Below are 25,149 nucleotides of genomic sequence, written 5' to 3'. Positions count from 1 at the left end.
GGCGAGCGATGACCACAACGCTGGGTCCCATGGACCACACTGAGGCTGCCGAAAAAGCGCAGGTACTGATCGAATCACTCCCGTGGCTGAAGAAGTTCCGCGACGCGATCATGGTGATCAAGTTTGGCGGGAACGCCATGGTCGATGACGCGCTCCTCGCGGCCTTCGCCGAGGACGTCGTGTATCTCCGCCACACCGGCATCAGGCCCGTCGTGGTGCACGGCGGCGGCCCCCAGATCAATGCGATGCTCGCGCGGCTCGGCATTGAGAGCGAGTTTAAGGGCGGCTACCGAGTCACGACCCCGGAAACCATGGACGTCGTACGCATGGTCCTGACCGGCAAGGTGAACCCCGAACTCGTTGACGAGATCAATGCGCATGGCCCGCTCGCTGCAGGCACCACGGGTGAGGACGCCGGCCTCTTTGTTGGTCGTCGTCGCCCGCCCATCGAGGTGGACGGTGAGCTCGTTGACCTCGGACTCGTCGGCGATGTGGTGGACGTGCGCGTCGAGCCCGTGCTCGCGCTGTTGGAAGCCGGACTGATCCCCGTCGTCTCATCGATCGCGCCGGACGCCGACCGGCCTGGCGACTCGCTGAACATCAACGCCGACGCTGCGGCGGGCGCGCTCGCCGCAGCGCTCGGCGCAGAGAAACTTGTGATTCTCACCGACGTCGCGGGTCTGTATGCAAACTGGCCGGATCGAGACTCACTGGTCTCTTCCATCTCCGCCTCCGAGCTTGAAGACATGCTCCCGTCGCTCGAATCAGGGATGATTCCCAAGATGCGCGCATGCCTTGAGGCTGTTCGTGGTGGTGTGTCGAAGGCAGCAATTATCGACGGTCGCGAGCCGCACTCGGTGCTGCTGGAGATCTTCACCGAGCGGGGGATCGGTACGGAAGTGACGCCCGAGTAGTGTCTGGTCGGCGAGGGGGAGCCGCAGTGCGCGGCCTCCTCGCCGAGTTGCGGGCGCTCCCAGCATGGTCACGTGGGGTCGTCTCGGTGGCCGTCTTCATGGTCGGGCTGCTCGCCGCCACGGGGACCCTCGACTGGCCCGGGACGAAGCGCGGCGGCGCATTCGTGCTCTGGGTGAGCGCACTCGGTGCTGCGGGCGCCTGGAGCGTGGTGCTCAGCATCCTCGACGTTCGTGAGCACCGGCTCCCGAACCCTGTGCTGGGTGCGGCTGCGCTCAGCGTCGTGCCGCCAGTGTTCGCCGCGTGGGCGTGGAGCGGTGAACTGCGGCATGCGTTCTTCCTCGCAGGAGTTGCGGCCGGCGCAGCCCTGCTCGGAGTGAGCGTGTGGGCCGCGTTCAGTGCGGGTGAGGCAAGACATCGCCCACCTCCGATCGGTGCGGGAGACGTGAAACTGCTGCCCATTGCGGTGATCATCGCTGGCGCGAGTTCGGTGCGTGATGCGGTCGAACTGTTTCCATTCACGCTCGCGGGGTGCATCGCGGTCGCGGCGTGCGCGTCCGTGCTCCGGCGCCGCGCCCAGGTGCCGATTGGGCCAGCAATTCTCACGGCGAGCTGGCTCGCGCCGCTCGCCGGAAGCGCACTTCGAGCCGGGACGCTGGCGGGGTAGCAACGCGAGAAGCGCCCCGCCGAAGCAGGCGGCAAACGGAGCGGTGCGCACAGCGGTAGACTGGAGCTGTTTTTCGTAGTGCCGAGTGAAAGGGGGCGACGTGACCTACGTCATCGCTCTGCCGTGCGTGGATGTCAAGGATCGCGCCTGTGTGGACGAGTGTCCCGTTGACTGCATCTACGAGGGCGAACGCATGCTCTACATCCACCCGGATGAATGCGTGGACTGCGGCGCCTGCGAGCCCGTCTGCCCCGTCGAAGCGATCTACTATGAAGACGATCTGCCGAGCGAGTGGTCGGACTACTACAAGGCCAACGTCGAGTTCTTCGACGAGATCGGCTCTCCCGGTGGCGCGGCCAAGGTCGGGGTCTACGACTTCGACCACCCCGTCGTCGCGGCGCTGCCGCCCCAGGGCGAGTAAGTCGTGCGGGGACCGCTGCCTGACTATCCCTGGGACGCGATGGCGCCGTACGCCGCACAGGCGGCACGGCATCCCGAGGGCGCACTGAATCTTTCGGTCGGCTCTCCCGTCGATCCGAGCCCCGCAAGCGTGCGTGAGGCGCTTGCGAACGCGACCGACGCGCACGCTTACCCTGCAACCGCGGGGTCACCGAAGCTGCGCGAGGCGATTGCCGAGTGGTTCCTGCGCCGCCGCGGCGTCACCGTCGCACCGAATGCGGTGCTCCCGACTGTCGGTTCGAAGGAACTGGTAGCGCTGCTTCCGTTCCTGCTCGGCATCGGCGCTGGAGAGGCCGTCGTGTTCCCCCGAATCGCTTACCCGAGCTACGCAATGGGCGCCGCTCTCGTGGGCGCGGACGCAATCGCGGCTGACGACCCTGCCGAATGGCCGGAGAACACGCGTCTCGTGTGGGTCAACTCACCGTCAAACCCCGACGGGAGGGTGCTCGACGCGGGCCGGCTTCGCGCTGCCGTTGAGCGCGCGCGAGAACTGGGCGCGGTCATCGCGGGCGACGAGTGCTACGCCGAGTTTGCGTGGGACGCGCCGTGGGACGAGCAGCGGATCCCCTCGATTCTCGATCCTGCTGTGGTGGGCGCGGACCACCGAGATGTGCTCAGCGTGTATTCGCTGAGCAAGCAATCGAACCTCGCTGGCTACCGGGCGGCGTTCCTGGCTGGCGATCCCGAGCTCGTGGAGCGCCTGCTCACGGTGCGGAAGCACGCGGGTCTCATGCTTCCCGCTCCCGTGCAGGTGGCAATGATCGCCGCGCTCGCGGACGAGGCACACGTGGCCGAGCAGCGGGAGCTGTACCGGGCTCGGCGTGCAGTGCTACTTCCAGCGCTCGAGGCCGCCGGCTTCCGCATTGAGGGGAGTGAGGCTGGACTCTATCTCTGGGCGACGCGCGGAGCGGATGCCTGGGACAGTGTCTCCGAGTTCGCACAGCTCGGCATCGTGGTGGGCCCCGGCCACTTCTACGGCGACCACTCGCCGCAGCATGTGCGGTTGGCGCTGACCGCGAGCGACGCTGATATCGCTGCGGCCGCACGCCGAATCCGCGGCGCCTGAGCGTGTTCCGAGTGCCTCGCGTGGATCCGCGGGGTGCGGGCCTGCTGGCGGCGACGAATCGACTTTTTGTTCGACGTCAAGATACTCTGAGGGAGTGCGCACGATCTGCGTTGCGCCACTCGGCTCTGCACTGAGCCGATAAGGTGTAGGAATGGCGGCGTCGCACCCGACGCCCAGCCACACATGAGACCCCACGAGGAGACGACGTGACCGAATCGACTCAGGGCCTGGGCTCGGCCTCAGCGAAACTGACCTTCCCCGGCGGATCGGCGGAGTTGCCGATCCGTGAGGCGGTCAACGGCCACCCCGCCATCGACGTCAGCACGCTCACCCGCCAGAGCGGCTACACCGCGCTCGACTATGGCTTTGTGAACACTGCTTCAACCAAGTCCGCAATCACCTACATCGACGGCGATGAGGGAATTCTGCGCTACCGCGGCTACCCGATTGAGGAGCTGGCCCGCCACTCGACCTTCCTCGAGGTGGCGTATCTGCTCATCTACGGTGAGCTGCCCGCAGCGGACGAGCTCGCGGCGTTTGACGACGAGATCCGCCGGCACACCCTGCTCCACGAGGACATGCGCTACTACTTTGAGGGAGTGCCGCACACCGCACACCCCATGGCGGTGCTCTCGGGCGGACTGCAGACCATGTCGACCTACTACGAGAACTCGCTGGACACCACGGATCCCGAGTTCGTCGAGGTGAACACGATTCGCCTGCTCGCGAAGCTCCCCGTGCTCGCGGCCTACGCCCACAAGAAGTCGATTGGGCAGGCGTTCCTGTACCCGGACAACAATCTCGGCTTCGTGGAGAACTTCCTGCGCCTCAACTTCGGTAACAAGGCCGAGAAGTACGAGATGAACCCCGTGCTCGTCGACGCGCTCGACAAGCTGCTGATTCTGCACGCGGACCACGAGCAGAACGCGTCGACCTCGACGGTGCGTCTGGTCGGCTCGACCGGAGCGAACATGTTCTCGTCTATCTCTGCGGGCATCAACGCCCTCTCGGGCCCGCTCCACGGCGGCGCCAACGAGGCCGTGCTCGACATGCTCGCGCAGATCCGCGACTCCGGCCAGAGCGTTGAGACCTTCGTTGAGAAGGTGAAGCGCAAGGAAGACGGGGTGAAGCTCATGGGCTTCGGGCACCGCGTGTACAAGAACTACGACCCGCGTGCGCGCATCGTGCGTGAGAGCGCCGGCAAGGTACTCGAGGAGCTCGGCGTGAACGATCCGCTGCTCGGCCTCGCGCAGGAGCTCGAGCAGATTGCGCTGGAGGACGACTACTTCAAGGAGCGCAAGCTCTACCCGAACGTCGATTTCTACACCGGTGTGATCTACAAGGCCATGGGCTTCCCGACCCGCATGTTCACCGTGCTGTTCGCGATTGGACGTCTGCCGGGCTGGATCGCGCAGTGGCGTGAGGCGCGCGAGGATCCGCAGACGAAGATCGGCCGCCCGCAGCAGCTCTACATCGGCTCGCCCGAGCGGCACCTCGACCGTTAAATCTCCCCCTGTAGGGGGAGGGGCCGCGCCTGGCGCGCTCGGTAGGGTGGCAGTATGGAAACTGCCACCCACCCGGCCGCGCTCGAACTCCGCGGCCTTGCCAAACGCTTCGGCGAGAAGATCGCCGTGAACGGAATCTCGCTGACCATTCCGACCGGCTCCTGCTACGGTCTCGTCGGCCCGAACGGTGCGGGAAAGACGACCACGCTGTCGATGGCCACGGGCCTGTTGCGGCCCGAGTTTGGTCAGGCGCTCATCCACGGTGTCGACGTGTGGGCGCAACCGACGGAGGCGAAGCAGCTGGTTGGCGTCCTCGCCGACGGCGTGAAACTGTTCGATCGCCTGACCGGCGAGCAGCTCATCACGTACAACGGCCTGCTGTCCGGGCTTGACGCAGAGACGGTGGCGCGACGTTGCGCGGATCTCCTGACCATGCTCGACCTGAATGACGCGGGGAACACGCTCGTGGTCGACTACTCCGCCGGCATGACGAAGAAGATCGCGCTTGCCTGCGCGCTCGTGCACGCGCCGCGCGTGCTGGTCCTCGATGAGCCGTTTGAGTCGGTCGACCCGGTCTCGGCGGCGAACATTCGCGACATTCTGCAGGGCTTCGTGCGCGGTGGGGGCACGGTGATCGTGTCGAGCCACTCGATGGATCTGGTGCAGCGCATGTGCGATCACGTCGCGGTCATCGCAAACGGTCGGGTGCTTGCCGCAGGAACCGTCGACGAAGTGCGCGGCAGCTCCACGCTCGAGGACCGCTTTGTCGAGCTCGTGGGCGGGCGTCAGCACCTGGAGGGCCCGTCATGGCTGAATCAGGCGTAGCCCCGGCGGCGGCCCGCATGGTGCCCCTGATCGGCACGGCACAGCCGCGCACGGGGGCGCTCGCTCGCGTGCGCGTGCTGGTGCGTCTGCGCTTCCGCGTGCTGTGGAACACACTGACCCGGCACCCGTGGCAGCTGGTGGGCGCGATCATCGGCGTCCTGTACGGGCTCGGGGTGCTCGGTATGGTCGTCGTGGGCCTCGTCGCGGCCTCGGGCCTCGATCCGCAGCTCGCCCGCACCTCGCTGATCTTTGGTGGTGCCGCACTGATCCTGGGTTGGATGCTCGGCCCCATCGTCTCCTCCGGGATGGACCGTACCCTCGATCCCGCGCGACTGGTGATGTTCCCCATGAGCGCGGGCACCCAGCTGAGTGGGATCGTGGCCGCGAGCCTTCTCGGTGTGCCCGGCATCGTGACGCTGCTTGTCTCAGCAGCGACCGCGGCAACTTGGTTCCGCTCGCCGGCGGCAGTGATCGCCGCGATCCTCCTCGCGCCGGTCGCCGCGCTCACGTGCGTGCTGGCCTGCCAGCTGATGGTCACCGCGCTTTCGCGCGCCACAGCAAGCCGCCGCTTCCGCGAGATCATCGGCGGCATCGTGATCCTCTTGCTCGTCTGCGCGGGTCCGCTCATCGCGGGCATTGGCTCGGGCGCCGCAGCGCTCGCGGAGCGCCTGCCGGCGATTGCCGACGGGATCTCATGGTCGCCACTCGGTGCGGTGTGGGCCGTGCCCGCGGAACTCGCCCGCGGTGCGTGGGGAGTTGCCGTGGCGAAATTGCTCATCGCACTCGCCACTCCGGTGCTGCTGTTTTTCGCTTGGCGGCCGCTCTACCTCTCGAATCTCGGCGCGATGACCGAAGGCTCGCGTGCCACCGCGAAGCGCGGCGCCGGCTGGTTCGCGCGCTTCCCGGATACGCCGCGCGGCGCGGTCGCCGCCCGCGCGTTCACCTACTGGCTGCGCGACCCGCGCTACCTACAGAGCCTCCTCGTGGTGCTCGTCATGCCGGTGATCTTCGCGTTCGTGTCGGGCAGCTCGGGTGCGCCGATCCTGCTCCCGGGCTCCACCGTCATGGTCGCGGTGATGCTCTCGCTCAGTACCTTCACCGACATCTCGTACGATGGCACGGCGTTCAGCACGCACATCCTGCGCGGGGTGCGAGGAATTGACGACCGCGTGGGGCGCATCTGGGCAAACGCGTTGCTTGCGATCCCGAGCGTGATCATCGTCGCGGTGGTCACCACGGCGATCGTGGGTCGCTTCGACCAGCTGCCGACGCTCCTCGGTCTGACGGCGGCCGTGACGCTTGGCGGGTTCGGGGTGTCGAGCGTGTGCTCGGCGCTCTTCATCATGCCGGTGCCGCAGTCTGGGGAGAACCCCTTCGTGTCGAAGCCCGGCGCAGGCATGCTCAGCCTCATTGGGATGGCCGGTTCGTACGGATCGCTCGCGGTGATCGCGCTGCCCACGATCGGTCTCACGATCGCCGCGGCGATTACCGAGCAGCCGCTCTACATTTGGTTGACCTTCGCGGTCGGACTACTGAGTGGCGCACTCGTCTGCTGGTTCGGGGTGCGGTGGGGTGCGGCGATCTACGATCGCAAGGCACCCGAGCTGCTCGCCCGAGTGGTCGCGCAGGGCTAGATTCCGCGGGCGGACACCGTGCGTTTGCGCGGTGTTCGCCACTCGGCAACCCCCGACTGATGCGATGGTTTCGCACCATCCATCACGAAGGAGTTATGTTGCCCAGAACCGTCCGACCGTTCGCCGCGCTTGCCGCCGGCGCTATCGGAGTTACCTGCCTCACCCTTTCCCCGGTGGGCGCCGCGCTCGCCGTGCCCGCACCACCCACCGCGGCCCCCGCGGGGCTGCAGCTGTCCGAGATTGAGTCGAACGGCGGCACACCGGGCGACTGGATCGAGTTCCGCAATGCGGGCACCGCCGCCGTGGACCTCGGCGGGTTCAGCGTGCGCGATAGCGAGGACACGCACGAGTTTGTGATTCCCGCGGGCACACTGGTGGAGCCAGGCGCGTTCTTCGTGCTCGACGAGTTTGACAAAAAGACCGGCCTCGGCCAGTTCGACTTCGGACTCGGCAAGGCGGACGAGGTGCGTCTCTTCGATCCCGCGGGGGAGCTTGTCGATCAGGTGAGCTGGTCCGCGCACGCAGAACACACGCTGGGCCGCACGGCTGCGGGTGACTGGGCGGAGACCTCCGAGGCCACGAAGGGTGCCGAGAACCGATTCGCCGAGACCACTGAACCGGAGCCCGTCTCGCCGCTGCGACTCAGCGAGGTTGACTCGCAGCCGGCGGACTGGGTGGAGCTCGTCAACACCGGAACCGAGGAGTTTGCGCTTGCGGGCTTCGAGCTGCGCGACAACTCCGATGATCACAGCTGGAAGTTCCCGGCGGGGGCGACCCTCGCGCCCGGCGCGTACCTCGTTGTTGACGAGAACTCGCTCGGCATCGTGGGCACGCAGGATGGTCTCTTCCGGGAAGCGATTGGGATCGGGAGTGCCGATCAGATCCGTTTGTTCGATCCCTCGGGCGCGCTGATCGACGACACGGGTGCGTGGACTGCGCACGCTGCAATCGATGGGGACCCGGCGCTCGCGACGCTTGCGCGCTGCAGCGTAGGGACGGGGCCGTTCGTGCTTGCTCACCCGACGCCCGGCGCCGCGAACCGCTGCGTGACCGACGGCGGCGGTGACGGTGGCACGGGCGGCGAGACACCGAGCTACGAGAACCTCGCGTGGCCGGGCGCAGCCGCGGTGACGAAGGTGGATGCCTCGCGCATGTTCCTCGAGGACAGCTCGGGGCTCGACACGCAGGTCACCGAGGATGGCGCGGTGCTGTGGGCGGTCGACAACGGTGAGGGCCGGTTCTGGAAGCTCGACGTGCAGGCGGACGGCTCCGCGCGCTTCGCGGAGGGCTGGGCTGAGGGAAAGCGAGCTCGCTTCCAGAAGGATGCGGACAACCCGCGCGCGGCCGGTCCGGACACGGAGGGCATCACGGCCGCGAACGACGGCTTCATCTACCTTGCGTCCGAGCGTGACAACAGTGCGAAGGGCGTCAACTACAACGTCGTGCTGCAGATTGATCCTGAGTCCGCCGGCCCGGATGTTGTCGCGAGCACGGAGTGGGATCTGACCGCGCTGCTGCCGCAGGTCAGCGCGAACCTGGGGATCGAGGCGGTCGAGTGGGTCGCGGATAAGGATCTCGCCGGTGCACTCATCGACGCGAACACGGGCCTGGGCTACAACCCAGCTGACTACCCGCTGCACGGCGACGGACTCTTCTTTGTTGCGGTGGAGGACGGTGGCCAGGTGTTTGCCTTCGCCCTGAACACTGACGGGAGCGCCACGCGCGTTGCTGAGGTGAAGCCGGGGCTCGGCGGCGTCATGGCGCTCGACTGGGATACCGTGCTCGGCGGTCTGTGGGCCGTGTGCGATGACGGGTGCAACGGGGATGCGGCGTTCATCACGCTGAACGGAACGGCGACGCCCGAGGTGACGCACTACGCGCGTCCCGCGGAGCTGCCGAACACGAACAACGAGGGATTCGCGACCGCGCCGGCCGAGCTGAGTGGCGCCGTGGGCGCTGCTGCCGCGCGGGTTGGTGAGGCCGTCGCTGTGCGCGCAGCCGACCCTGCGCTGTCGCGTCCGGCCTGGTGGCTCACCGACGGTGTGAAGACGGGGGCGCTGCACGCGGGAACGCTCTCGGTGGCGGGCGAGCCGGGTGGCGAGAACCCTGGCGGCGAGAACCCGGGCGGTGAGAACCCTGGCGGTGAGAACCCTGGCGGTGAAAACCCCGACTCCGGGACCGGAACCGAGACCACGCCCGATACCGGCGCGCAGCCGAAGCCGCAGGTTGCGCAGGGGACGAGTGATCAGCTCGCGCAGACCGGATCTGGATCCGGTGCGCTCGTGCTCTTTGGCGCCGCGGTGCTTGCCCTCGTGGGCGCGGCAGCACTCGTGTTCGGTCGCCGCGGAACGCGTGCGACGACGAGTGCGCTGCCCGTGATTGGCGAGTAGCCACACAACTGAGTTCAACACAACACAGCACCGCCCCGGCCGGGCCACTACGCGGAAGAGTTGCGCGGGTGGCTTCGGCCGGGGCGGGGCGGTGTGGCGGAGCGCTGAGAGCGTCCGGCGAGGACTACGCGTGCAGCGCGGCGTTCAGCACAATGCCAGAGCCCTCGCGCGGCAGCGCCTCCACGGCGCCCGTGCGTGAATTCCGGCGGAAGAGCAACTGGGCAACGCCGGAAAGCTCAACGGCCTTGACCTCAACAGGCTCGCCCGCTGAATCTGCGGTGCCCTGCGGCAAGACAACCTTGGTGCCAGCGGTGACGTAGAGCCCGGCCTCGACAACGCTGTCGTCGCCCACCGAGATCCCGACGCCCGAGTTTGCGCCGAGCAGCGCGCGTTCGCCGATCGTAATGCGCTGCGTGCCGCCCCCGGAGAGGGTGCCCATGATGGACGCGCCGCCGCCGATGTCGGAGCCGTCGCCGACGACCACGCCCTGCGAGATGCGGCCCTCCACCATGGATGCGCCGAGCGTGCCGGCGTTGAAGTTGACGAAGCCCTCATGCATCACGGTGGTGCCCGGCGCAAGGTGCGCGCCGAGGCGGACACGCGATGCGTCAGCGATGCGCACGCCCGCGGGGACCACGTAGTCGGTGAGGCGCGGGAACTTGTCGAGACCCACTGCGGTGATGCCCGCGCGCTTCAACTGGGGGAGACGCGCCGCGTACTCTTCGGGGAGCATGGGGCCCGCGCTCGTCCAGGCAATGTTCGGCAGCTTGCCGAAAATGCCGTCGAGGTTCAGCGAGTTCGGCAGTGCGAGGCAGTGCGAAAGGAGATGCAGCCGCAGGTACGCGTCCTCGGTGGTTGCCGGCGCCGCGTCAAGATCGATCTCAACGTTGACGAAGCGCAGTTCGACCCCGCGTGCGTCATCGGTTCCGGTGAGTCCGGCAAGCTCAGCGGGAGCGATCCACGGATCGCGGTCCTCCGGGCGCTTGCCGAGTGCGGGGGCGGGGAACCAGGCGTCGAGGGTGGAGCCGTCGGCGGCGATCGTCGCGATTCCGGCGGCCCAGGCGTAGCGGGTCTCAGTCATACACTCAATGCTAGCGAAGCCTGCGGCTCGCGGGCGCCGCTGCGAACCGCCTAGGCTGGTCGGGTGAGCACCCAGGAGAACCCGCGCCCCGTCTTCCGCCTCGATCCCGCAGCCGGTCCTGTTGCGCTGACCCGTCAGCTGTGCGACATCCCGTCGGTGTCGGGCGACGAGCTCGCCATCGCTGATGCGGTGGCCGCGATGCTTGCGGAGCACGCCCCCCACCTCAGCGTCACGCGTGATGGGGACACGATCATCGCCCGCACCGAGCTGGGGCGCGATCGCCGCGTCGCGATCGCTGGTCATCTCGACACCGTGCCGATCAACGACAACCTGCCCGTGCGCGACATGGTGGAGCCAGACACCGGTGAGGCCATGATCTGGGGACGCGGCACCGTCGACATGAAGGCGGGCGTCGCCGTGCAGCTTGCGCTCGCGGTCGAGCTGGTTGACCCCTCCGTCGACCTCACCTGGGTCTGGTACGACCACGAGGAGGTCGCCTCCGATCTGAGTGGGCTGGGCCGCGCGATGCGCAACCACCCCGAGCTTTTCACCGCGGACTTCGCGATTCTGGGGGAGCCCTCCAACGGCACGATCGAGGGCGGCTGTAACGGGACCCTGCGGGCCCGCGTCGCGCTCACAGGAAAGCGTGCGCACTCGGCGCGGAGCTGGATGGGCGTGAACGCGATCCACCGTGCTGGCGCGCTGCTGGCCCGGCTCGAGGCGTATGAGGCCGAGCGTGTGGTGGTCGATGGCCTCGAGTACCGCGAAGGCCTCAACGCGGTGCGTGTGGAGGGTGGCGTTGCAGGCAACGTGATTCCGGATCGCTGCGTCATCGAGGTGAACTACCGGTTTGCGCCGAGCCGCTCGGGGGACGACGCCGTGGCGTTTGTGCGCGAGTTCTTCGCCGACGCTGATGACGTGGAGATCGTCGACCTGTCACCGGGCGCGCGCCCGGGCCTCGACGCGCCGCTCGCGCAGCGCTTCGTCGCGGCGGTGGGGCAGGAGCCCAGCGCAAAGCTCGGCTGGACCGATGTGTCTCGCTTTTCTGCGCTCGGGATCCCCGCGGTGAACTTCGGGCCGGGGAACGCGTTGCTCGCCCACGCGGACGACGAGCGGGTGCCGGTCGCCCAGATTGAGCACGGCTATGCGGCGCTCAAGAGCTGGCTTTCTGGTCCTGTGGCGTAGCCTCGGAACGCTTCTGGGGGCTCTGCGATCCCGATCTGCTGGGCGTCACTTTCCGCCGCGCCCGTCATCTGGCGCAGTCTGAGTTCGCCTTGGCGGTCAGCGGACCGATAAAATGGATGCGAACCACCAAACTATGCGAGGAGGCGTCATGGCTGCAATGAAACCGAGGACTGGGGATGGACCCATGGAGGCGGTGCGTGAAAGCAGGCTGATCGTCGTGCGTGTTCCGCTTGAAGGCGGAGGACGTCTCGTGGTGTCGGTGAATGACCAGGAAGCCGCCGAGCTGCGTGACGTGCTCGCTGGCGTGCTCGACGGCTAACCACACCCGTACGCGCCGGCTCGGCGCACATGCGACAGGCCCCGCTCCTCATCCGAGGAGCGGGGCCTGTCGCATGTGTGGCGCGGAACGCGGCGCTCAGTGGCGAGGCTGCGAACTCGGTGGCTGCGCGGTTTGCTGGCAGTGCCTCACCCGCAGACGATTTCCAAGTTGTGTGGACAACTGAACGCCGCGTGACGCGGTGAGGAAGCTTCCGTGACGCTCGCGCGTGTCCCTGACGCCCGGATTCGCAGTGCGCAGACTGGATTTCGGCGCGACCGGAGCGGTCGCGACGATCCACCACTTCTCAAGACATCTTGGAGCGAGTCACTGTGAGGAAACACACCATTGCCGCGTCGATCGGCGCGCTCGCGCTGGGCGTGACCGGCGTCTGTGCGGGCGTTGCCCCTGCCGCCCTGGCGGCGCCGAGCGAAGGCACCACCCCGAAGACGCTGGTGATCGGCGTCGACGGCGCCGCGTTCGACATCATGGCGGAGACCGAGCTGCCCAACGTGCGTGCACTGCAGGCCGGCGGGCTGACCGCGGCGAGCAACTTGCCCGGCAACCCGATGGCTCCCACCGTCTCCGGCGCTGGCTGGTCGACGATCGCGACCGGCGTGTGGCCCGACAAGCACAACGTTGTCGACAATAACTTCACCGCGCCAAAGTACGATCAGTACCCCGACTACCTGACTCGCATCGAGGCGGCGCAGCCCGAGCGCAGCACCTCCGCAATTGGGACCTGGGGTCCGATCTCCACCACCGTGTTCGGTGCAGCAGTTGACACTCGGGTGAAGGGCGCGGGCGACAAGGATACGACGGCACAGGTCGTCGCGAAGCTTGCGGAGCCCGCGACGGACGACGTCTTCGTTCACCTCGACGAGGTGGACGGTGCGGGCCACAGCAGCGGCTCGAGCTCGCAGGCGTATCGCGATGCGCTCGTGGTTGCCGACCGACAGATTGGCGAGATGATCGCCGCGGTGCAGTCGCGACCGAGCTACGCCTCGGAAGACTGGCTCATCATGCTGACTTCGGATCACGGCCACACGCCGAAGGGCGGACACGGCGGTTCCACGAAGCTTGAGCGGAAGACGCACGTGATCGCGCAGGGCGCCGAGTTTGCCCCGGGCTCCGTGCGTCACGACGTGAAGATCTCGGACATCGCGCCGACCGTGCTCGCCCACAACGGGATTGCGCGTGACGAGGGCTGGGATCTCGATGGCGCCGCCGTGAACGATCTCGTCGCCGACGACTTCGACACGCTGCGCCCGCAGCTGCGCGTCGCCGCGCAGGAGACTGGCCCGGGCCAGCTGCTGGGCTGGACCGACGTTGCACCCGAGGGATGGACGGTTGACAACTCGAAGATGCCCTCGGGTGGCGCCCCCGAATTCCGTGGCTGGACGTTCATGACCGACGATTTCTTCTCGAACGTCGAGCTTGGACAGCATCGCGAGAACAATGTCCGCTCGCGTGACGTGTTCGCGGTCGCGGATTCGGACGAGTGGGCTGACGTGTCGCCGCGCGGCGGCAACATGTTTGATTCGACGCTCGTCACCCCGGCGTACGAGCTGAACGGCGCGGCAACGGCCGATGTGTCGTTCGTCTCCGACTACGCGGTTGACGGCCCGCAGGGCGCCAGCGTGTGGGTGGTGTTTGACGAGGAATCGGGTGCTCCGCGCCAGAAGCTGATCGACTACCCGGCAGACGGCACCCGTGCGAACCCGGTGAACACGGTTGAACGGCACACGATTGAGCTGCCGCGTGATGCGGCCGGCGCCCTTCCGAAGACGCTCAGCCTGCAGTTCTCGTACTCGGGCAACAACAGCGCATTCTGGGCGATCGACCAGGTGCGCTTCGGTCAGCCCGACGCCCCGATCGTTCCGGCCGAGATTGCACTGTCGGTGGAGCAGGTCACCGCGGGCGAGCGCGTGAGCGTCACCGGCACCGGGTTCGTGGCGGGCGAGGAACTGAGCCTCGAGCTGCGCTCCGCACCGCAACTGCTGGGAACGGCGACAGCTGGTGCGGACGGCGCGCTGGCCACCGAGGTTGAGATCCCCGCGACCACCCCGGCTGGCGCGCACAGCCTCGTGGTCGTGCGTGCCGATGGAACCGAGCTCGCCCTGCCGCTCGCGGTCATCGCGGCAGACACCGGTACCGATCCGGAGCCTGAGCCGAAGCCTGAGCCGAAGCCCGATCCGAAGCCGGGCACCGACGCGGGCGCCGGGACGACGCAGCCCGGCGAATCCGGTGGGTCACCGCTTCCCTCGGGTGAGCTCGCAGTCACCGGTGGATCCGTGCCTGCCCTGCTCGTCGGCGGTGCAGTCGCTGCTGCGCTGCTCGGTGGCGGCGTGCTGCTCGCGGTGCGCTCACGCCGAGGAGGCTCGGACGCAGGTCCGCTCGCCTAGGCGAGGAGGGTGAGGGCGGGCGTCGCCCCGTTCTCACCCACCGTGCGCAAGACGCACAGAACGGGCCCGGCCAATGTGGCCGGGCCCGTTGCATTGATGGCGTGGTCTGGGAACTAGCCGTCGAGGCGCACGAGCGTGAGGAGACCGTCTCCCTCGGGAGAGAGCATTGGCGCGATCGCGGACGACTCTGCGACGAGGGTCAGGAGATCGCGCACCGCCTGGGTTTCCGCGTCGCGCGCCGCGGGGTCTGGCACTCGACCGTGGGCGAAGGCGCCCGGCACGATGATGCAGCCGCCTTGCCGGACGATGCCCAGCGCGTACTCGAAGTGCTCAAGGAGCTGCGCCGGGTCCGCGTCAAGCAGCACCATGTCGTAGGAATCGAGATTCAGCCGGGGCATGACGTGGCGTGCGTCGCCCTCAATCGCACGGAGACGCGCGGCGGGGATACCTGCTTCAGAAAACATCGTGCGTGCCTCGCGCAGGTGCTCCGGCTCGATCTCGATGGTGGTGAGCGTTGCATCGTGTGCGTGGCGGAGCAGCGAGAGTCCGCTCACGCCGACACCGGTTCCCACCTCGCAGATCGCCTGCGCGCGAGTCAGGACCGCGAGTCCGGAGAGCTGCGCTCCGATGGATCGGCTCACGGGCTCAATGCCCAGTTCGAGCGAGAGGCGTCGAGCCCGGACGAGCGCGTCGGTTTCCCCCGGGTACTGTTCGGCGTACTGCCAATTGCGTTCGAGCTTGCTCACGTTTCCCTCCGAAAATGTTGCGCGCGAGCCCCGTGGAGCACGCATCTCTGCGGGCGCTGGCCACACGCTGTCTCTAGCGTAGGGCCACGGGTGGCGTGTGGTGGTGTCCCACGCTGCGAACGGGGCGAGGCGAGTACTCAGCGGGCAGAGAACGGGGGCGTCGCCACCTCGTTGGAGCGGGAATCAGCGCTACGATAGAGGCTTATGGGACTCACGTTCGAGAAGATGCTGGTGATCTTGGTGATCGCACTCTTCGTGGTGGGACCCGACCGGCTGCCGATGTACGCGAAGAAGCTCGGTGATCTCGTACGCAACATCAAGCGAATGGCTGATGGTGCCAAGGATCGTCTCCGTGACGAGATGGGCCCCGAGTTCGACGAGGTCGACTGGAAGCAGCTCGATCCCAGGCAGTACGACCCGCGTCGCATTATTCGCGATGCGCTCGTCGAAGACGAGCGAGAAGCGCGCGTCGCTGCTCGCCGCGCCCGAGTGGATGAGGCCGCCGAGAAGCGCGCGGCCGCCGCATCTCTTGCGGAACCTCCAGCGGGCGGCATATTCTTCGACGAGGAGGCAACATGATGAACCACGGTTCCGCATGACCTCCCCTGTCGAAGCGGGGGAGCCCCGCGACTGGAGGCGCCCGCTCGGGGCCGACCAGATCGCTCCTCGCCAGGTGCTCGATGAGCTCATGTACGCGCTCGATACGACCTCAATCGTTGCGATCACGGATCGGCGCGGCATCATCACCTACGTGAATGATCGCTTCTGCGAGATCTCCCGCTACTCGCGCGAGGAACTGATCGGCCAGACCCACCGCATCGTGAACTCCGGGCGACAGCCGAAAGAGTTCTTCAAAGAGATGTGGCGTGTGATTGGCCGCGGTGAGGTCTGGAAAGACGAGATCTGTAACCGCGCAAAGGACGGCACGGAATACTGGGTCGACACCACGATCATTCCGCTGCTCGATGAGCGCGGCAAGCCGGAACGATATGTCGCGATCCGCACGGAGGAGACCGCCCGGCACCAGGCCGAGGAGCAGGTGCGCCGCCTGGCCTACACCGACTCCGTGACCGGGCTGGTGAACCGCGAGTCGATGCTCCGCACCATCTCCTCCGCGGTCGAGACGGGATCGGCGAAGGATTTCAGCGGGTTCGTGTCCATCAGCGTGGACGAGTTGTCGGTTGTGAACGACGCGTTTGGCTTTGAGGCGGGCGATCGCCTGCTGCTCGAGGCCTCCAAGCGGCTGCACGGGCTCGAAGGCGAGCGGGCGCACGTTGGCCGAATTGGCTCGAACACGTTCGGCATCCTGCTGCCCAACTTCGGGGCGGACTGCCGCGAGGCTGAGCGTGCGTGCCTCGACCTCATCGAGCGGGTGCTTGAGGTGCTCGCGGGACCGGTGCAACTGGGCTCAGGCGTGGTGATCGACGCGTCGGCGAGCGTGGGGTACGTGCTGTGGACGAGCCCGGGCCGGAAGGCCATGAACGACTCGCCGAGTGCGGAGGCATGCCCCGCAAACGAGTACATCGTGACGGATGATCCGCACGAGGTGGTGAAGTGCTCCGAGATCGCCCGCAAGCGTGCGCGTCGCGAGGGTGGCCCGCGCAGGCTGCGGCAGTTCCAGCAGCGCATGCTGCACGAGGCGCGCGATCGTGTGCGGCTCATCTCGGAGCTGCACCGCGGCATGGAGAAGGGCGAGCTGCAGCTGTTCGCGCAGCCGATCGTGGATCGAAACCGTCGCGTCATCGGCGAGGAGGGCCTCATCCGTTGGTTCTCGAGTGAGCTCGGCACAGTCGCGCCGGACGAGTTCATTCCGCTCGCCGAGCAGACCGGGGTGATCGTCGAGATCGGCGATTGGGTGCTCGAGGAAGCCTGCCGCACGCTGGCGCGGTGGAGCGTCGATCCCGAGCGCGAAAACCTCACTTTCTCGGTCAATCTCAGCGAACGGCAGCTCCGCGTCGATGGCTTTGCAGACCGCGTGCGCGAGGCCATCACCCGTCACCGGGTGCCGCCCGGGCGCCTCACCCTCGAACTTACGGAGAGCGTGCTGCACACCGACCTCGAACGCACCGTCGGGATGCTTGCCGTGCTGCGCACGCAGGGCGTGCAGTCCTCCCTTGATGACTTCGGCACGGGGTACTCGTCGCTCAGCTACCTGCAGCAGCTGCCCGTGCAGCAGCTGAAGATCGACCGCTCGTTCGTTTCTTCGGTGGTGGATGATGTGCAGGCCGCCGCGATCGCGCAGACGATCGTGTGGCTCGGCCGCACCTTCAACCTGCAGATCGTCGCTGAGGGCGTCGAGACCGAAGAGCAATTCGACAAGCTGCGCGAGATCGGGGTCGACGCGTTCCAGGGCTACCTCTTCGGCCGCCCGCGCCCGGTGCGGGAAAGCCTCGTCGCGGTCTAACGCGCCGGTTGATGCGCGACCTGACGCTGAGCTGAGCTGGTTCGCAGCTGAGCTGGTTCGCAGCTGAGCGGGTCCTAGCCGACGCTGAGCCCGAGCGAGCGCCCGGCGAGCCCGCGCCCGCGTGAGGCGATCGCGCGGGCCACGCTGATCACTGCTGCCGCGGCTGGATCCTTCGGATCAGAAAGCACCGCGGGATCGCCCGCATCGCCGCCTGCGCGGAAGGCGGGGCTGAGGGGCACGCTGCCGAGGAGGGGCACCTCGCCGTGCTCGTCGTCGCTCAACCGCTCTGCAACGAGTGCGCCGCCCCCGGAGCCGAACACGTCGATCACGGAGCCGTCCGGTTGCACGAGGCCTGCCATGTTCTCGACCACGCCGATGACGCGTTGCCCGGTCTGCCGGGCGACGAGGGCGCTCCGCACCGCGACGTCTGCCGCCGCCTCCTGCGGAGTCGTGACGACGAGCACCTCGGCATGGGGGAGCAGTTGGCCCACGCTGATTGCGATGTCGCCCGTGCCGGGCGGCAGGTCGAGGAGAAGCACATCGAGGTCGCCGAACCACACGTCGCGCAGGAACTGCTCGATGGTGCGGTGCAGCATGGGGCCGCGCCACGATACGGCGGTGGTGCGCGGGTCAGCGTCGCCGAGGAACATGCCGATCGAGATGACCTTCACCCCGTGCGCGACGGGAGGCAAGATCATGTCGTCGACGCGCGTGGGCTGTTCGACGCGCCCGTCACGGCTGAGCCCGAGGACGCCCGGAATCGAGAACCCGAAGACGTCGGCATCGATGAGTCCGACGGCGAGACCCTGCTCCGCAAGCGCGACCGCGAGCCCAGCAGTGAGTGACGACTTGCCAACCCCGCCCTTCCCGCTCGTCACCGCGATGACCCGCGTCAGCGAGTCGGGGCCAAACTGCACAGGGCGAGCGCCGCCCGGGCCGCGCACGCGGTCGGTGAACGCGCGGCGCTCCGCCGGCGTCATCACGCCCACGTGCACGGTCGCCGCTGCGACACCGCTCGCCGCGGCTGCTGCGGCCTGTGTGTCAGCCTCGATCCTGCGTGCTGCAGGACACCCGGCGATCGTAAGCAGGATCGACACGTCCGCGTTCCCCGCCTCGTCCACGAGAACCTCACGCACCATGCCGAGCTCGGTGATGGGGCGCAAGATTTCGGGATCTCGCACGCGCCCGAGCTCGCTCCACACCGCGCGCTCGGCCGCACTCGCGTCGTCCGGGGCGCCGGTGAGGGCGTCTCCCTCCGAATGGTCGTCGGCCGTCACTTCTCGGTCTCCTCGGGGTCAGTCTCAGGCTCCAGTTCAGGCACCGGCTCGGGAGCTGGCGTCTGCTCGGGGGCTGGCTCATCCTGCTCAAGCTCGGCGAGGAGCGCGCGCAGCTCGGCACGCAAGAACTCGCGGTCCGGCAAGTCCTTCATCGCTAGGCGCAGCGCGACGACCTCGCGGGCGAGGAACTCGGTGTCGGCGAGGGCACGCTCGGAACGCTGCCGATCCTGCTCGATCTGCACGCGGTCACGGTCGTCCTGGCGATTCTGCGCGAGCAGGATCATTGGGGCTGCATACGACGCCTGCAGCGACAGGATGAGCGTCAGTGCGGTGAATCCGAGGGCGGCGGAATCGAAGCGCACGTGCTCGGGGCCGAAGGTGTTCCACGCGAGCCACGCGATGCAGAACAGCGTGAGGATGAGCAGGAACCACGGCGTGCCCATGCCGCGAGCAATGCTCTCGGTCCAGCGGCCGAAGCGCTCATTGCCGCTTACCCGAGCGGCGTCTCCGCCACCGCTTCGTGCCGCACGGGAGCCGGCCTGTCGGGGCGCGTCCAGACCCGGGTCCCGGCCGAACAGCCTCATCGCTCTGCTCCCGGCGCGATGACCTCGTCGTCGGCGTGCCGCCAATCATCGGGCAGCAGGTGGTCGAGCACGTCGTCAACGGTCACTACGCCCACCAGGCGGTTCTGGTCGTCTACGACGGGCAACGCCACGAGGTCGTAGCTCGCGAGCCGGCGCGACACTTCGGCCGCGCTCGCGTGCACGGTGACGGCCTCGATCTCGGTATCGACGAGCGCGACGAGACGCTCGTGCGGCGGGAAGCGGAGCATCCGCTGGAAGTGCGCCATGCCAAGGTACTCGCCCGTGGGCGTCTCGTATGGCGGGTGCGTCACATACACGGCCGAGGCCATCGCCGGGGGAATCTCGGCACGACGGATCATCGCGAGCCCCTCCGCCACGCTCGACTCCGCGGAGAGCACGATCGGCGATGGGCTCATCAGACCGCCCGCCGTGTCGGCGTCGTACTCGAGGAGCCGGCGCACGTCTTCGGCCTCCTCCGGTTCCATGAGGTCGAGAAGCTCCTCGCCCTTCGCTGCGGGCAGCGCGGAAATGAGGTCGGCGGCATCGTCCGGCTCCATCCGGTCGAGCACATCGGCGGTGCGATCGGGGCGCAGATTTGCGAGCAGCGCGAGCTGATCGGGTTCGCTCATCTCCTCGAGCGCGTCGGCCACGCGGGCGTCGGGCAGCTCGCCCACCACCTCGATCATGCGCGCTTGGGGAAGCTCGAGCAGCGCCTCCGCGAGGTCGGCGGGCTTCAGATCGACCATGGTCTGAATGAAGAGCTCAGCGGACTGCGCGCCCGCGGCCGGCAGCCGGATCTCAGACCAGCGGACGGTCTTCGCATCGCCACGGCTGAACGGCGCGGCCGGCTTCGGGAGTCGCACAAACACCTCGGATACGAGCCACTCGCCCGAGCGTGAGCGCTCGATCGCGGCATCCTCGATGCGCGCGGTCACCGGCACGGCTCCCGCGGTCTCGGCCGCGAGTTGCACATCGCGGCCGATGAGCTCCGCGATCATGCGGGTCTCCCCGCCGCGCTGCTCGAACCGGCGCACGTTGATGAGGCCGGTCGTGATGACCTGCCCGGAGCCAATCGAGGTGACCCGGCTGATCGGCACAAACACGCGGCGTTTGCCCGGGATCTCGACGATCAGACCGACCACGCGCGGCGCTCCCGCCGCGCGGAACACGACGAGCACATCGCGCACCTTGCCGATGCGGTCGCCCACCGGATCGAACACGCTGCGTCCAGCGAGCCGCCCCACGAATACCCTCGATGTCCTCACACCACTACGCTAGCGCGCTCACCTGTGTTCGCGCGCGTGAACTCGTGCGTGGCTCGATCGGGATCGTGGCCGCGCGAGCCCCAGGCCCCCGCGTGCCGCCGCGCGGTGAGTTCCCCGGTCTGGAGCCGCTGCTCAGCCGGGATCAGGCACACTGAGCGCATGGCCCCCAACTCGAGCGCACACGTCAGCCGCAGGCTTCTCCTCGCGCTGCCCGCGGTCGCGGCGCTGGGCCTCGTGGCCTGCGCACCCGAGCCCGGCGGCGCGGGGAGCGGAGCGGCGCCCGGCGCCGGCGCGGATCCCGAGCCGATTCCCACCGCTGAGCCGGAGCCGAGCCCCGCCCCCGCGCAGCTGCTGGTCGCCTCGCTGGCGCACAGCGACGAGATTGCCGTGATTGATCCGGCCCGGGAGAACGACGCGGTGACGCAGCGCATCCGGGTGGGGGCAGCGCCGTGGGGCGTCGGAGCGCACACGGACGCTGCGGGCGCGACGACCGTGTATGCGGCAACCGCGGAGGGCCTTGCGGTCGTCGACCTCGGGGCCGGCGAGCGCGTGGCACTCGTCCCGTATGCACACCCGGCCCCGCGCATTGCGCAGGGGGAGTACCGCCCGGGTGGGCTGGGGCTCGCTGTATCGCCCGACGGTGCCCGCGTGTACGTCGCGGTGACCCTGGGCGAGGGGCCGGCCTGGCTCGAAGTCGTGGACACCGCGAGCCGCAGCGTGATCGAGAGCGTGCCCGTTGGGGTGCGCCCGTTCGACGTGCTCATCGCCCCCGACGGTGCGTGGGTCGCGTCGATCGACCACGACAGCTTCTCGGTGACCGTGGTGGATACCAGCTCGTTCGCTGCGACCACGCACGAGGTGGCGCCGTTCGGCACGGAGGGCGGGCTCGCATCTTGGGAGAAGGTGCACTACGGGGCGGTCGCCCCCGACGGCACGATCCTCCTCCCCGTGCAGGGACTCACCGTGGTGCGGCTCAACCCGAAGACGGGGGAGAGCACCGCGCTTGCGAGTTCGGCAAACTCGCACTCGCACGGCGCCGCGCTTGCTGACACCACGCTGCTCACCGTGGGAACCGGGGCGTTCGGCAACGCGGACGGGGGCGCGAACCTCTCGATCCTCGACACCTCGAGTGGCGCCGAGCGCATCGTGCCGCTCGACGTGCCCCACGAGACGGTCGCCGTGTGGCGTGCGGCGGACGGCGCGCAATTTGCCGCGGTCGCGGGCGGGAACACCCGTGATCTGGGGTGGGACGGCGTGACGCTCGTGGCGCTCAGCGCCGACGACGCTGCCACACCGCGCGAGATCCCCGTGCCCGGATACCCTCAGGCGATCATCGCGATTCCGTGAGCACGGCCCCGATCCCGATCGCGCAAGAAATGCGCCGCACGCGAAAGAATCGTGCGAATCACCGCATCAGGTGGGAGAATCGGGACATGAGCACACCAGGCCCCATGTCATCCTCGCGCCTCCCGCTGATGCCGGAGATCCCGAAGGGCGACATCGTCTCCACCTACGATCGCTACGAGGACGCGAAGCACGCGGTCGACGTGCTTGCGCGCGCCAGCTTCCCCGTGCAGCGCATCAGCATCGTCGGCAACGATGTGCGCAGCGTCGAGCGCGTCACAGGCCGACTGACGTACGGCCGCATCGCGCTCATGGGAGCGCTGTCGGGCGCGTACCTCGGTCTGTTCCTTGGCCTGCTGCTCTTCATCTTCCAGCCCGACAACTCGGCGATCCTGGGGGTGTTCCTCTCCGCCGTGGTGATCGGCGCGGGCTTCGGCATGCTCTTCGGTGTGTTGTCGTACGCGATGAACCGCAATCGCCGCGACTTCTCCTCCGTGATGCAGATGGTCGCCACGCGCTACGACCTGATCACTGAGCCGGAGCTTGTGCACCAGGCGCGTCAGGTCCTCACGGACTCGGTGCAGCAGCAGTAGCGCGCGATCGCGCTGCCCCGCGGCTGCGGGACAGCGCATCGCACCAGCCGGAGTGACGCAGAGATGGATCTCGAGATTGGCCGCGGGCTGACGATTCCCGCGGCGGAACTGCGTTGGCGCTTCTCGCGCTCCTCCGGGCCGGGCGGTCAGCACGTCAACACCTCAGACAGCAGGGTTGAGCTGTTCTGGAGCGTCACCGATTCCGCTGCGCTGAGCGACGCACAGCGCGCTCGGCTTACCGAACGCTTGGGTGCCCGCCTCGTGGGCGGCGTGCTCACGGTCGCGGCCTCGGAACGGCGGTCGCAGCTGCGCAATCGACAATCAGCGCGGGATCGCCTCGCGGGAATCATCGCCGATGCGCTCGCACCCGATGGGCCCGCGCGGCGCGCAACGAAGCCGACCCGGGGATCGCAGCGCCGCAGACTCGACGAGAAGGGGCGTCGCTCGCAGACAAAGCAGCAGCGCCGCCGGCCCACCGCCGAGTAAGCGCCGCTGCGCGGTAGAATCGCCTGATGCCTCCGCGTTCTCCTCTGCCGCAACGTCTCGGCCTGGATGCGGCCTGGATGCGCACGCCCGACTTCGATGCGACGAACCCGCAGCCGTGGCCCACCATGCGCGCGTGGCTCGTATCCCGGCTCGCGCAGCACATCGATGTCGACGCGTTTCTGGCGGACGAGCGCTTCGTGCGCCAATCTGGGGAACCGTTCCTCGCGGATGCCGAGTACCGGCCCAACACGTTCGTGTGGTTTTACCGGGATCTGCCCGAGGAGGCGCCGGTGCCGGGCGAGATCCGCGTGGTGCACCGCGACGAACGGATCGTGGTGATCGACAAGCCGCCGTTCCTCTCCTCGATTCCGCGCGGGAAGCACATCCGCGAGAGCGTCGTCGTGCGAATGCGCGATGAGTTGGGCCTCCCCGAACTCACTCCGATGCACCGGCTCGATCGGGTGACCTCTGGCCTGCTGCTCCTCGCCACCGAGAAGCGGTGGCGCGGGGCATACCAGAGCATGTTCATGCGCGGCGAGGTCGCGAAGACCTACCGTGCCGCTGCCGCGCTGCGGCCCGAGCTCGAACTACCGACCACGGTGGTGAACCACCTGCGCAAGGAGCACGGGACGTGGCAGGGCATGGTGGTTCCCGGTGCAGAGCCGAACGCGGAGTCGCTCGTCGAGCTTGAGCGCGAACTCGTGCCCGAGGAGGTGCACGCCGACTGGGGGAGCTCCCCGTCGGGCCGCTGGGGCGCCTACCGGCTGACGCCGCGCACCGGGAAGACGCACCAGTTGCGCCTGCACCTTTTGGGGCTCGGCATTCCGATGGCGGGCGATCCGCTCTACCCGGATGTGCTCGATGTCGCGGTGGACGACTTCAGTACCCCGCTGCAGTTGCTCGCGAGCGAGCTGACGTTCACCGACCCGGTGGACGGCACAGCCCGGGAGTTTACGAGCGACCGGCCATTCCCGCTCGCCCCGTCGTCTGCTCAAAGCCATTGACCTCGCGCCCGAGGTGCCGGTAGAGCCGCAGCATGGTCATGCGGTTCGTCACCGCGAGCTCGGGCACCAGCTGGGAGAGCGCGATCTCGGCGGTGACAAGGCCGCGCCGGTCGCGCGCACCGATCGCAACGATCGCGTTCGCCGGGCCCGTGGAGCTCGCGGCGAACTGCACGGCCGGCACCGAGACGAAGGCCTCGAGAGCGTCAGCGAGGCGGGGCGCGGGGAGCTGCAGAAACAACCAATTCACCGCAGGGTAGGGGTTGAACCGCTCCGACATGTCTGCGCGAAGCTGCAGCTGCCCCTGCTGGCGGAGCCGCGCGAGCGCGTCGGCGGCGCGCTGCCCGCTGACGCCCACGCGCGCGCCCAACTCGGTGACGGGCATGCGCACATCGTTCTGCAGGGCCTCCCGGATCGCCGTGGCGAGCGCAGGGTCAATTCGCTTCGCGGATGCCTCGCGTGCTGGTCGGGGTGCCGGAATGCGCGCGCACTGTGCCGCGCTGAGCGCCTGAATAGTCCAGTCCGAGCCCTCTTTCGCCACATCGCTCACGAGGTGCGAACGAACCGCGCGAATCTCGGGGATCGTGCCGATCTCCTCGAGGAGGAACCGGGCGAGCGCGTCTTCGTCGCGCGCAAACAGCGTGATGAAGAGATCGCACGCGCCCGTGGCGAGTTCGATCGAGGCCACCCCGGGGAGCTCCGCGATCGCTTGTGCCGCGGCGATGACCTGTCCGGGGAAGCTATCCACCTCGATGAGCGCGAGCGCGTCCAAGCGCTTGATGCCTTGCATGGCGCTCAGCCAGACCGCACCGCCATCGACGAGGCGCTGCCACCTGCGCGCCAGCGTGTGCGCGTCGACGCCGAGCACGCCGGAGAGCGCATTCCAACGCACGCGCGGGTCAATCTGTAGCGCGTGAATTATCTGGAAATCTAACTCATCAAGAGAAATATCTGTCATCTGCGACCCTCCAAATGCAGAGTACGCGCATTTCATCCAAAATCCT

At 68.0% G+C, this 25,149-nt stretch carries 23 protein-coding genes; 17 read left to right on the top strand and 6 right to left on the bottom strand.

Annotated features, from left to right (window positions below):
* The first annotated feature begins 8 nt into the window (after positions 1-8).
* From argB to ACR81A_RS09920, 8 genes are all read left to right on the top strand, one after another.
* A complete protein-coding gene (gene argB, locus ACR81A_RS09955; RefSeq protein WP_440311717.1) occupies positions 9-914 on the top strand; it encodes an acetylglutamate kinase in 906 nt (301 codons plus the stop codon).
* 26 nt (positions 915-940) lie between these two features.
* Entirely contained in the window at positions 941-1,579 is a 639-nt protein-coding gene (locus tag ACR81A_RS09950) for a prepilin peptidase (protein ID WP_440311716.1), read from the top strand.
* Positions 1,580-1,679: 100 nt separating this feature from the next.
* Positions 1,680-2,000, top strand: coding sequence for a ferredoxin (gene fdxA, locus ACR81A_RS09945; RefSeq protein ID WP_202381255.1), 321 nt, complete (start codon positions 1,680-1,682; stop codon positions 1,998-2,000).
* A gap of 3 nt (positions 2,001-2,003) precedes the next feature.
* On the top strand, positions 2,004-3,104 hold the full coding sequence (gene dapC / locus ACR81A_RS09940; protein ID WP_440311715.1) for a succinyldiaminopimelate transaminase: 1,101 nt from the start codon (positions 2,004-2,006) through the stop codon (positions 3,102-3,104).
* Between the two features lie 206 nt (positions 3,105-3,310).
* On the top strand, positions 3,311-4,609 hold the full coding sequence (locus ACR81A_RS09935; RefSeq protein ID WP_202381257.1) for a citrate synthase: 1,299 nt from the start codon (positions 3,311-3,313) through the stop codon (positions 4,607-4,609).
* Positions 4,610-4,663: 54 nt separating this feature from the next.
* Positions 4,664-5,434 carry an ABC transporter ATP-binding protein gene (locus ACR81A_RS09930; RefSeq protein ID WP_202381258.1) on the top strand — a complete coding sequence of 257 codons (771 nt, stop codon included), beginning with the start codon at positions 4,664-4,666 and terminating at the stop codon, positions 5,432-5,434.
* Positions 5,416-7,068: a transporter gene (locus ACR81A_RS09925; protein WP_202381259.1), complete on the top strand. Its 1,653-nt coding sequence runs from the start codon at positions 5,416-5,418 to the stop codon at positions 7,066-7,068. Before ACR81A_RS09930 ends, ACR81A_RS09925 begins: the two co-directional genes overlap by 19 nt.
* Positions 7,069-7,166: 98 nt before the next feature.
* The gene (locus ACR81A_RS09920) at positions 7,167-9,458 is read left to right on the top strand and encodes a lamin tail domain-containing protein (RefSeq protein ID WP_440311714.1); all 2,292 of its coding nucleotides are present in this window, start codon (positions 7,167-7,169) and stop codon (positions 9,456-9,458) included.
* Positions 9,459-9,582: 124 nt separating this feature from the next.
* On the opposite strand, the gene dapD is transcribed toward ACR81A_RS09920, so the two are convergent.
* Positions 9,583-10,539 (bottom strand): 2,3,4,5-tetrahydropyridine-2,6-dicarboxylate N-succinyltransferase, encoded by a 957-nt coding sequence (dapD, locus tag ACR81A_RS09915; RefSeq protein WP_202381261.1) that lies wholly within the window; start codon positions 10,537-10,539, stop codon positions 9,583-9,585.
* Positions 10,540-10,602: 63 nt separating this feature from the next.
* Between dapD and dapE the strand changes: the two genes are divergently transcribed.
* The 3 genes from dapE to ACR81A_RS09900 all read left to right on the top strand — a co-directional run bounded on the left by dapE (position 10,603) and on the right by ACR81A_RS09900 (position 14,445).
* The gene (gene dapE, locus ACR81A_RS09910; RefSeq protein ID WP_440311713.1) at positions 10,603-11,724 is read left to right on the top strand and encodes a succinyl-diaminopimelate desuccinylase; all 1,122 of its coding nucleotides are present in this window, start codon (positions 10,603-10,605) and stop codon (positions 11,722-11,724) included.
* Positions 11,725-11,872: 148 nt separating this feature from the next.
* Positions 11,873-12,043 (top strand): DUF3117 domain-containing protein, encoded by a 171-nt coding sequence (locus tag ACR81A_RS09905; protein ID WP_075201434.1) that lies wholly within the window; start codon positions 11,873-11,875, stop codon positions 12,041-12,043.
* Positions 12,044-12,372: 329 nt separating this feature from the next.
* Positions 12,373-14,445 (top strand): alkaline phosphatase family protein, encoded by a 2,073-nt coding sequence (locus tag ACR81A_RS09900; protein WP_440311712.1) that lies wholly within the window; start codon positions 12,373-12,375, stop codon positions 14,443-14,445.
* Positions 14,446-14,558: 113 nt separating this feature from the next.
* Here ACR81A_RS09900 and ACR81A_RS09895 read toward each other — a convergent pair whose 3' ends face one another.
* Positions 14,559-15,191 (bottom strand): class I SAM-dependent methyltransferase, encoded by a 633-nt coding sequence (locus ACR81A_RS09895; RefSeq protein WP_202381264.1) that lies wholly within the window; start codon positions 15,189-15,191, stop codon positions 14,559-14,561.
* A 204-nt stretch (positions 15,192-15,395) separates the two neighbouring features.
* Here ACR81A_RS09895 and ACR81A_RS09890 point away from each other — a divergent pair, with 204 nt between their 5' ends.
* Together ACR81A_RS09890 and ACR81A_RS09885 are read left to right on the top strand one after the other, a co-directional pair.
* Positions 15,396-15,770: a twin-arginine translocase TatA/TatE family subunit gene (locus ACR81A_RS09890; protein ID WP_202381265.1), complete on the top strand. Its 375-nt coding sequence runs from the start codon at positions 15,396-15,398 to the stop codon at positions 15,768-15,770.
* A gap of 16 nt (positions 15,771-15,786) precedes the next feature.
* Positions 15,787-17,595 carry a putative bifunctional diguanylate cyclase/phosphodiesterase gene (locus tag ACR81A_RS09885; protein ID WP_202381266.1) on the top strand — a complete coding sequence of 603 codons (1,809 nt, stop codon included), beginning with the start codon at positions 15,787-15,789 and terminating at the stop codon, positions 17,593-17,595.
* Between the two features lie 74 nt (positions 17,596-17,669).
* Here the strand turns inward: ACR81A_RS09885 and ACR81A_RS09880 are convergent, their stop codons facing one another.
* From ACR81A_RS09880 to ACR81A_RS09870, 3 genes are all read right to left on the bottom strand, one after another.
* A complete protein-coding gene (locus tag ACR81A_RS09880) occupies positions 17,670-18,797 on the bottom strand; it encodes a P-loop NTPase (protein ID WP_440313146.1) in 1,128 nt (375 codons plus the stop codon).
* A 71-nt stretch (positions 18,798-18,868) separates the two neighbouring features.
* On the bottom strand, positions 18,869-19,456 hold the full coding sequence (locus ACR81A_RS09875) for a DUF1003 domain-containing protein (protein WP_440311711.1): 588 nt from the start codon (positions 19,454-19,456) through the stop codon (positions 18,869-18,871).
* Complete coding sequence (locus tag ACR81A_RS09870; protein ID WP_440311710.1) at positions 19,453-20,721, bottom strand: magnesium transporter MgtE N-terminal domain-containing protein; 1,269 nt, start codon at positions 20,719-20,721, stop codon at positions 19,453-19,455. The genes ACR81A_RS09875 and ACR81A_RS09870 overlap by 4 nt, the downstream gene beginning before the upstream one ends.
* Before the next feature lie 159 nt (positions 20,722-20,880).
* Between ACR81A_RS09870 and ACR81A_RS09865 the strand changes: the two genes are divergently transcribed.
* The 4 genes from ACR81A_RS09865 (at position 20,881) to ACR81A_RS09850 (ending at position 24,148) form a co-directional block, all read left to right on the top strand.
* Positions 20,881-22,068 (top strand): YncE family protein, encoded by a 1,188-nt coding sequence (locus tag ACR81A_RS09865; RefSeq protein WP_440311709.1) that lies wholly within the window; start codon positions 20,881-20,883, stop codon positions 22,066-22,068.
* Between the two features lie 86 nt (positions 22,069-22,154).
* Positions 22,155-22,658: a general stress protein gene (locus tag ACR81A_RS09860; protein WP_237462243.1), complete on the top strand. Its 504-nt coding sequence runs from the start codon at positions 22,155-22,157 to the stop codon at positions 22,656-22,658.
* Between the two features lie 63 nt (positions 22,659-22,721).
* Positions 22,722-23,144 carry an alternative ribosome rescue aminoacyl-tRNA hydrolase ArfB gene (arfB, locus tag ACR81A_RS09855; RefSeq protein ID WP_202381271.1) on the top strand — a complete coding sequence of 141 codons (423 nt, stop codon included), beginning with the start codon at positions 22,722-22,724 and terminating at the stop codon, positions 23,142-23,144.
* A gap of 26 nt (positions 23,145-23,170) precedes the next feature.
* Complete coding sequence (locus ACR81A_RS09850) at positions 23,171-24,148, top strand: pseudouridine synthase (RefSeq protein WP_440311708.1); 978 nt, start codon at positions 23,171-23,173, stop codon at positions 24,146-24,148.
* Here ACR81A_RS09850 and ACR81A_RS09845 read toward each other — a convergent pair.
* The gene (locus tag ACR81A_RS09845; RefSeq protein WP_202381273.1) at positions 24,096-25,103 is read right to left on the bottom strand and encodes an Lrp/AsnC family transcriptional regulator; all 1,008 of its coding nucleotides are present in this window, start codon (positions 25,101-25,103) and stop codon (positions 24,096-24,098) included. The genes ACR81A_RS09850 and ACR81A_RS09845 overlap by 53 nt on opposite strands.
* Between the last annotated feature and the right edge of the window lie 46 nt (positions 25,104-25,149).

It is taken from the genome of Leucobacter chromiireducens, from assembly GCF_051993095.1.
Classification (GTDB): Bacteria; Actinomycetota; Actinomycetes; order Actinomycetales; family Microbacteriaceae; genus Leucobacter; species Leucobacter chromiireducens.
Note: the sequence above shows the minus strand (reverse complement) of the source record. Positions and strands in the feature narration are given on the sequence as shown.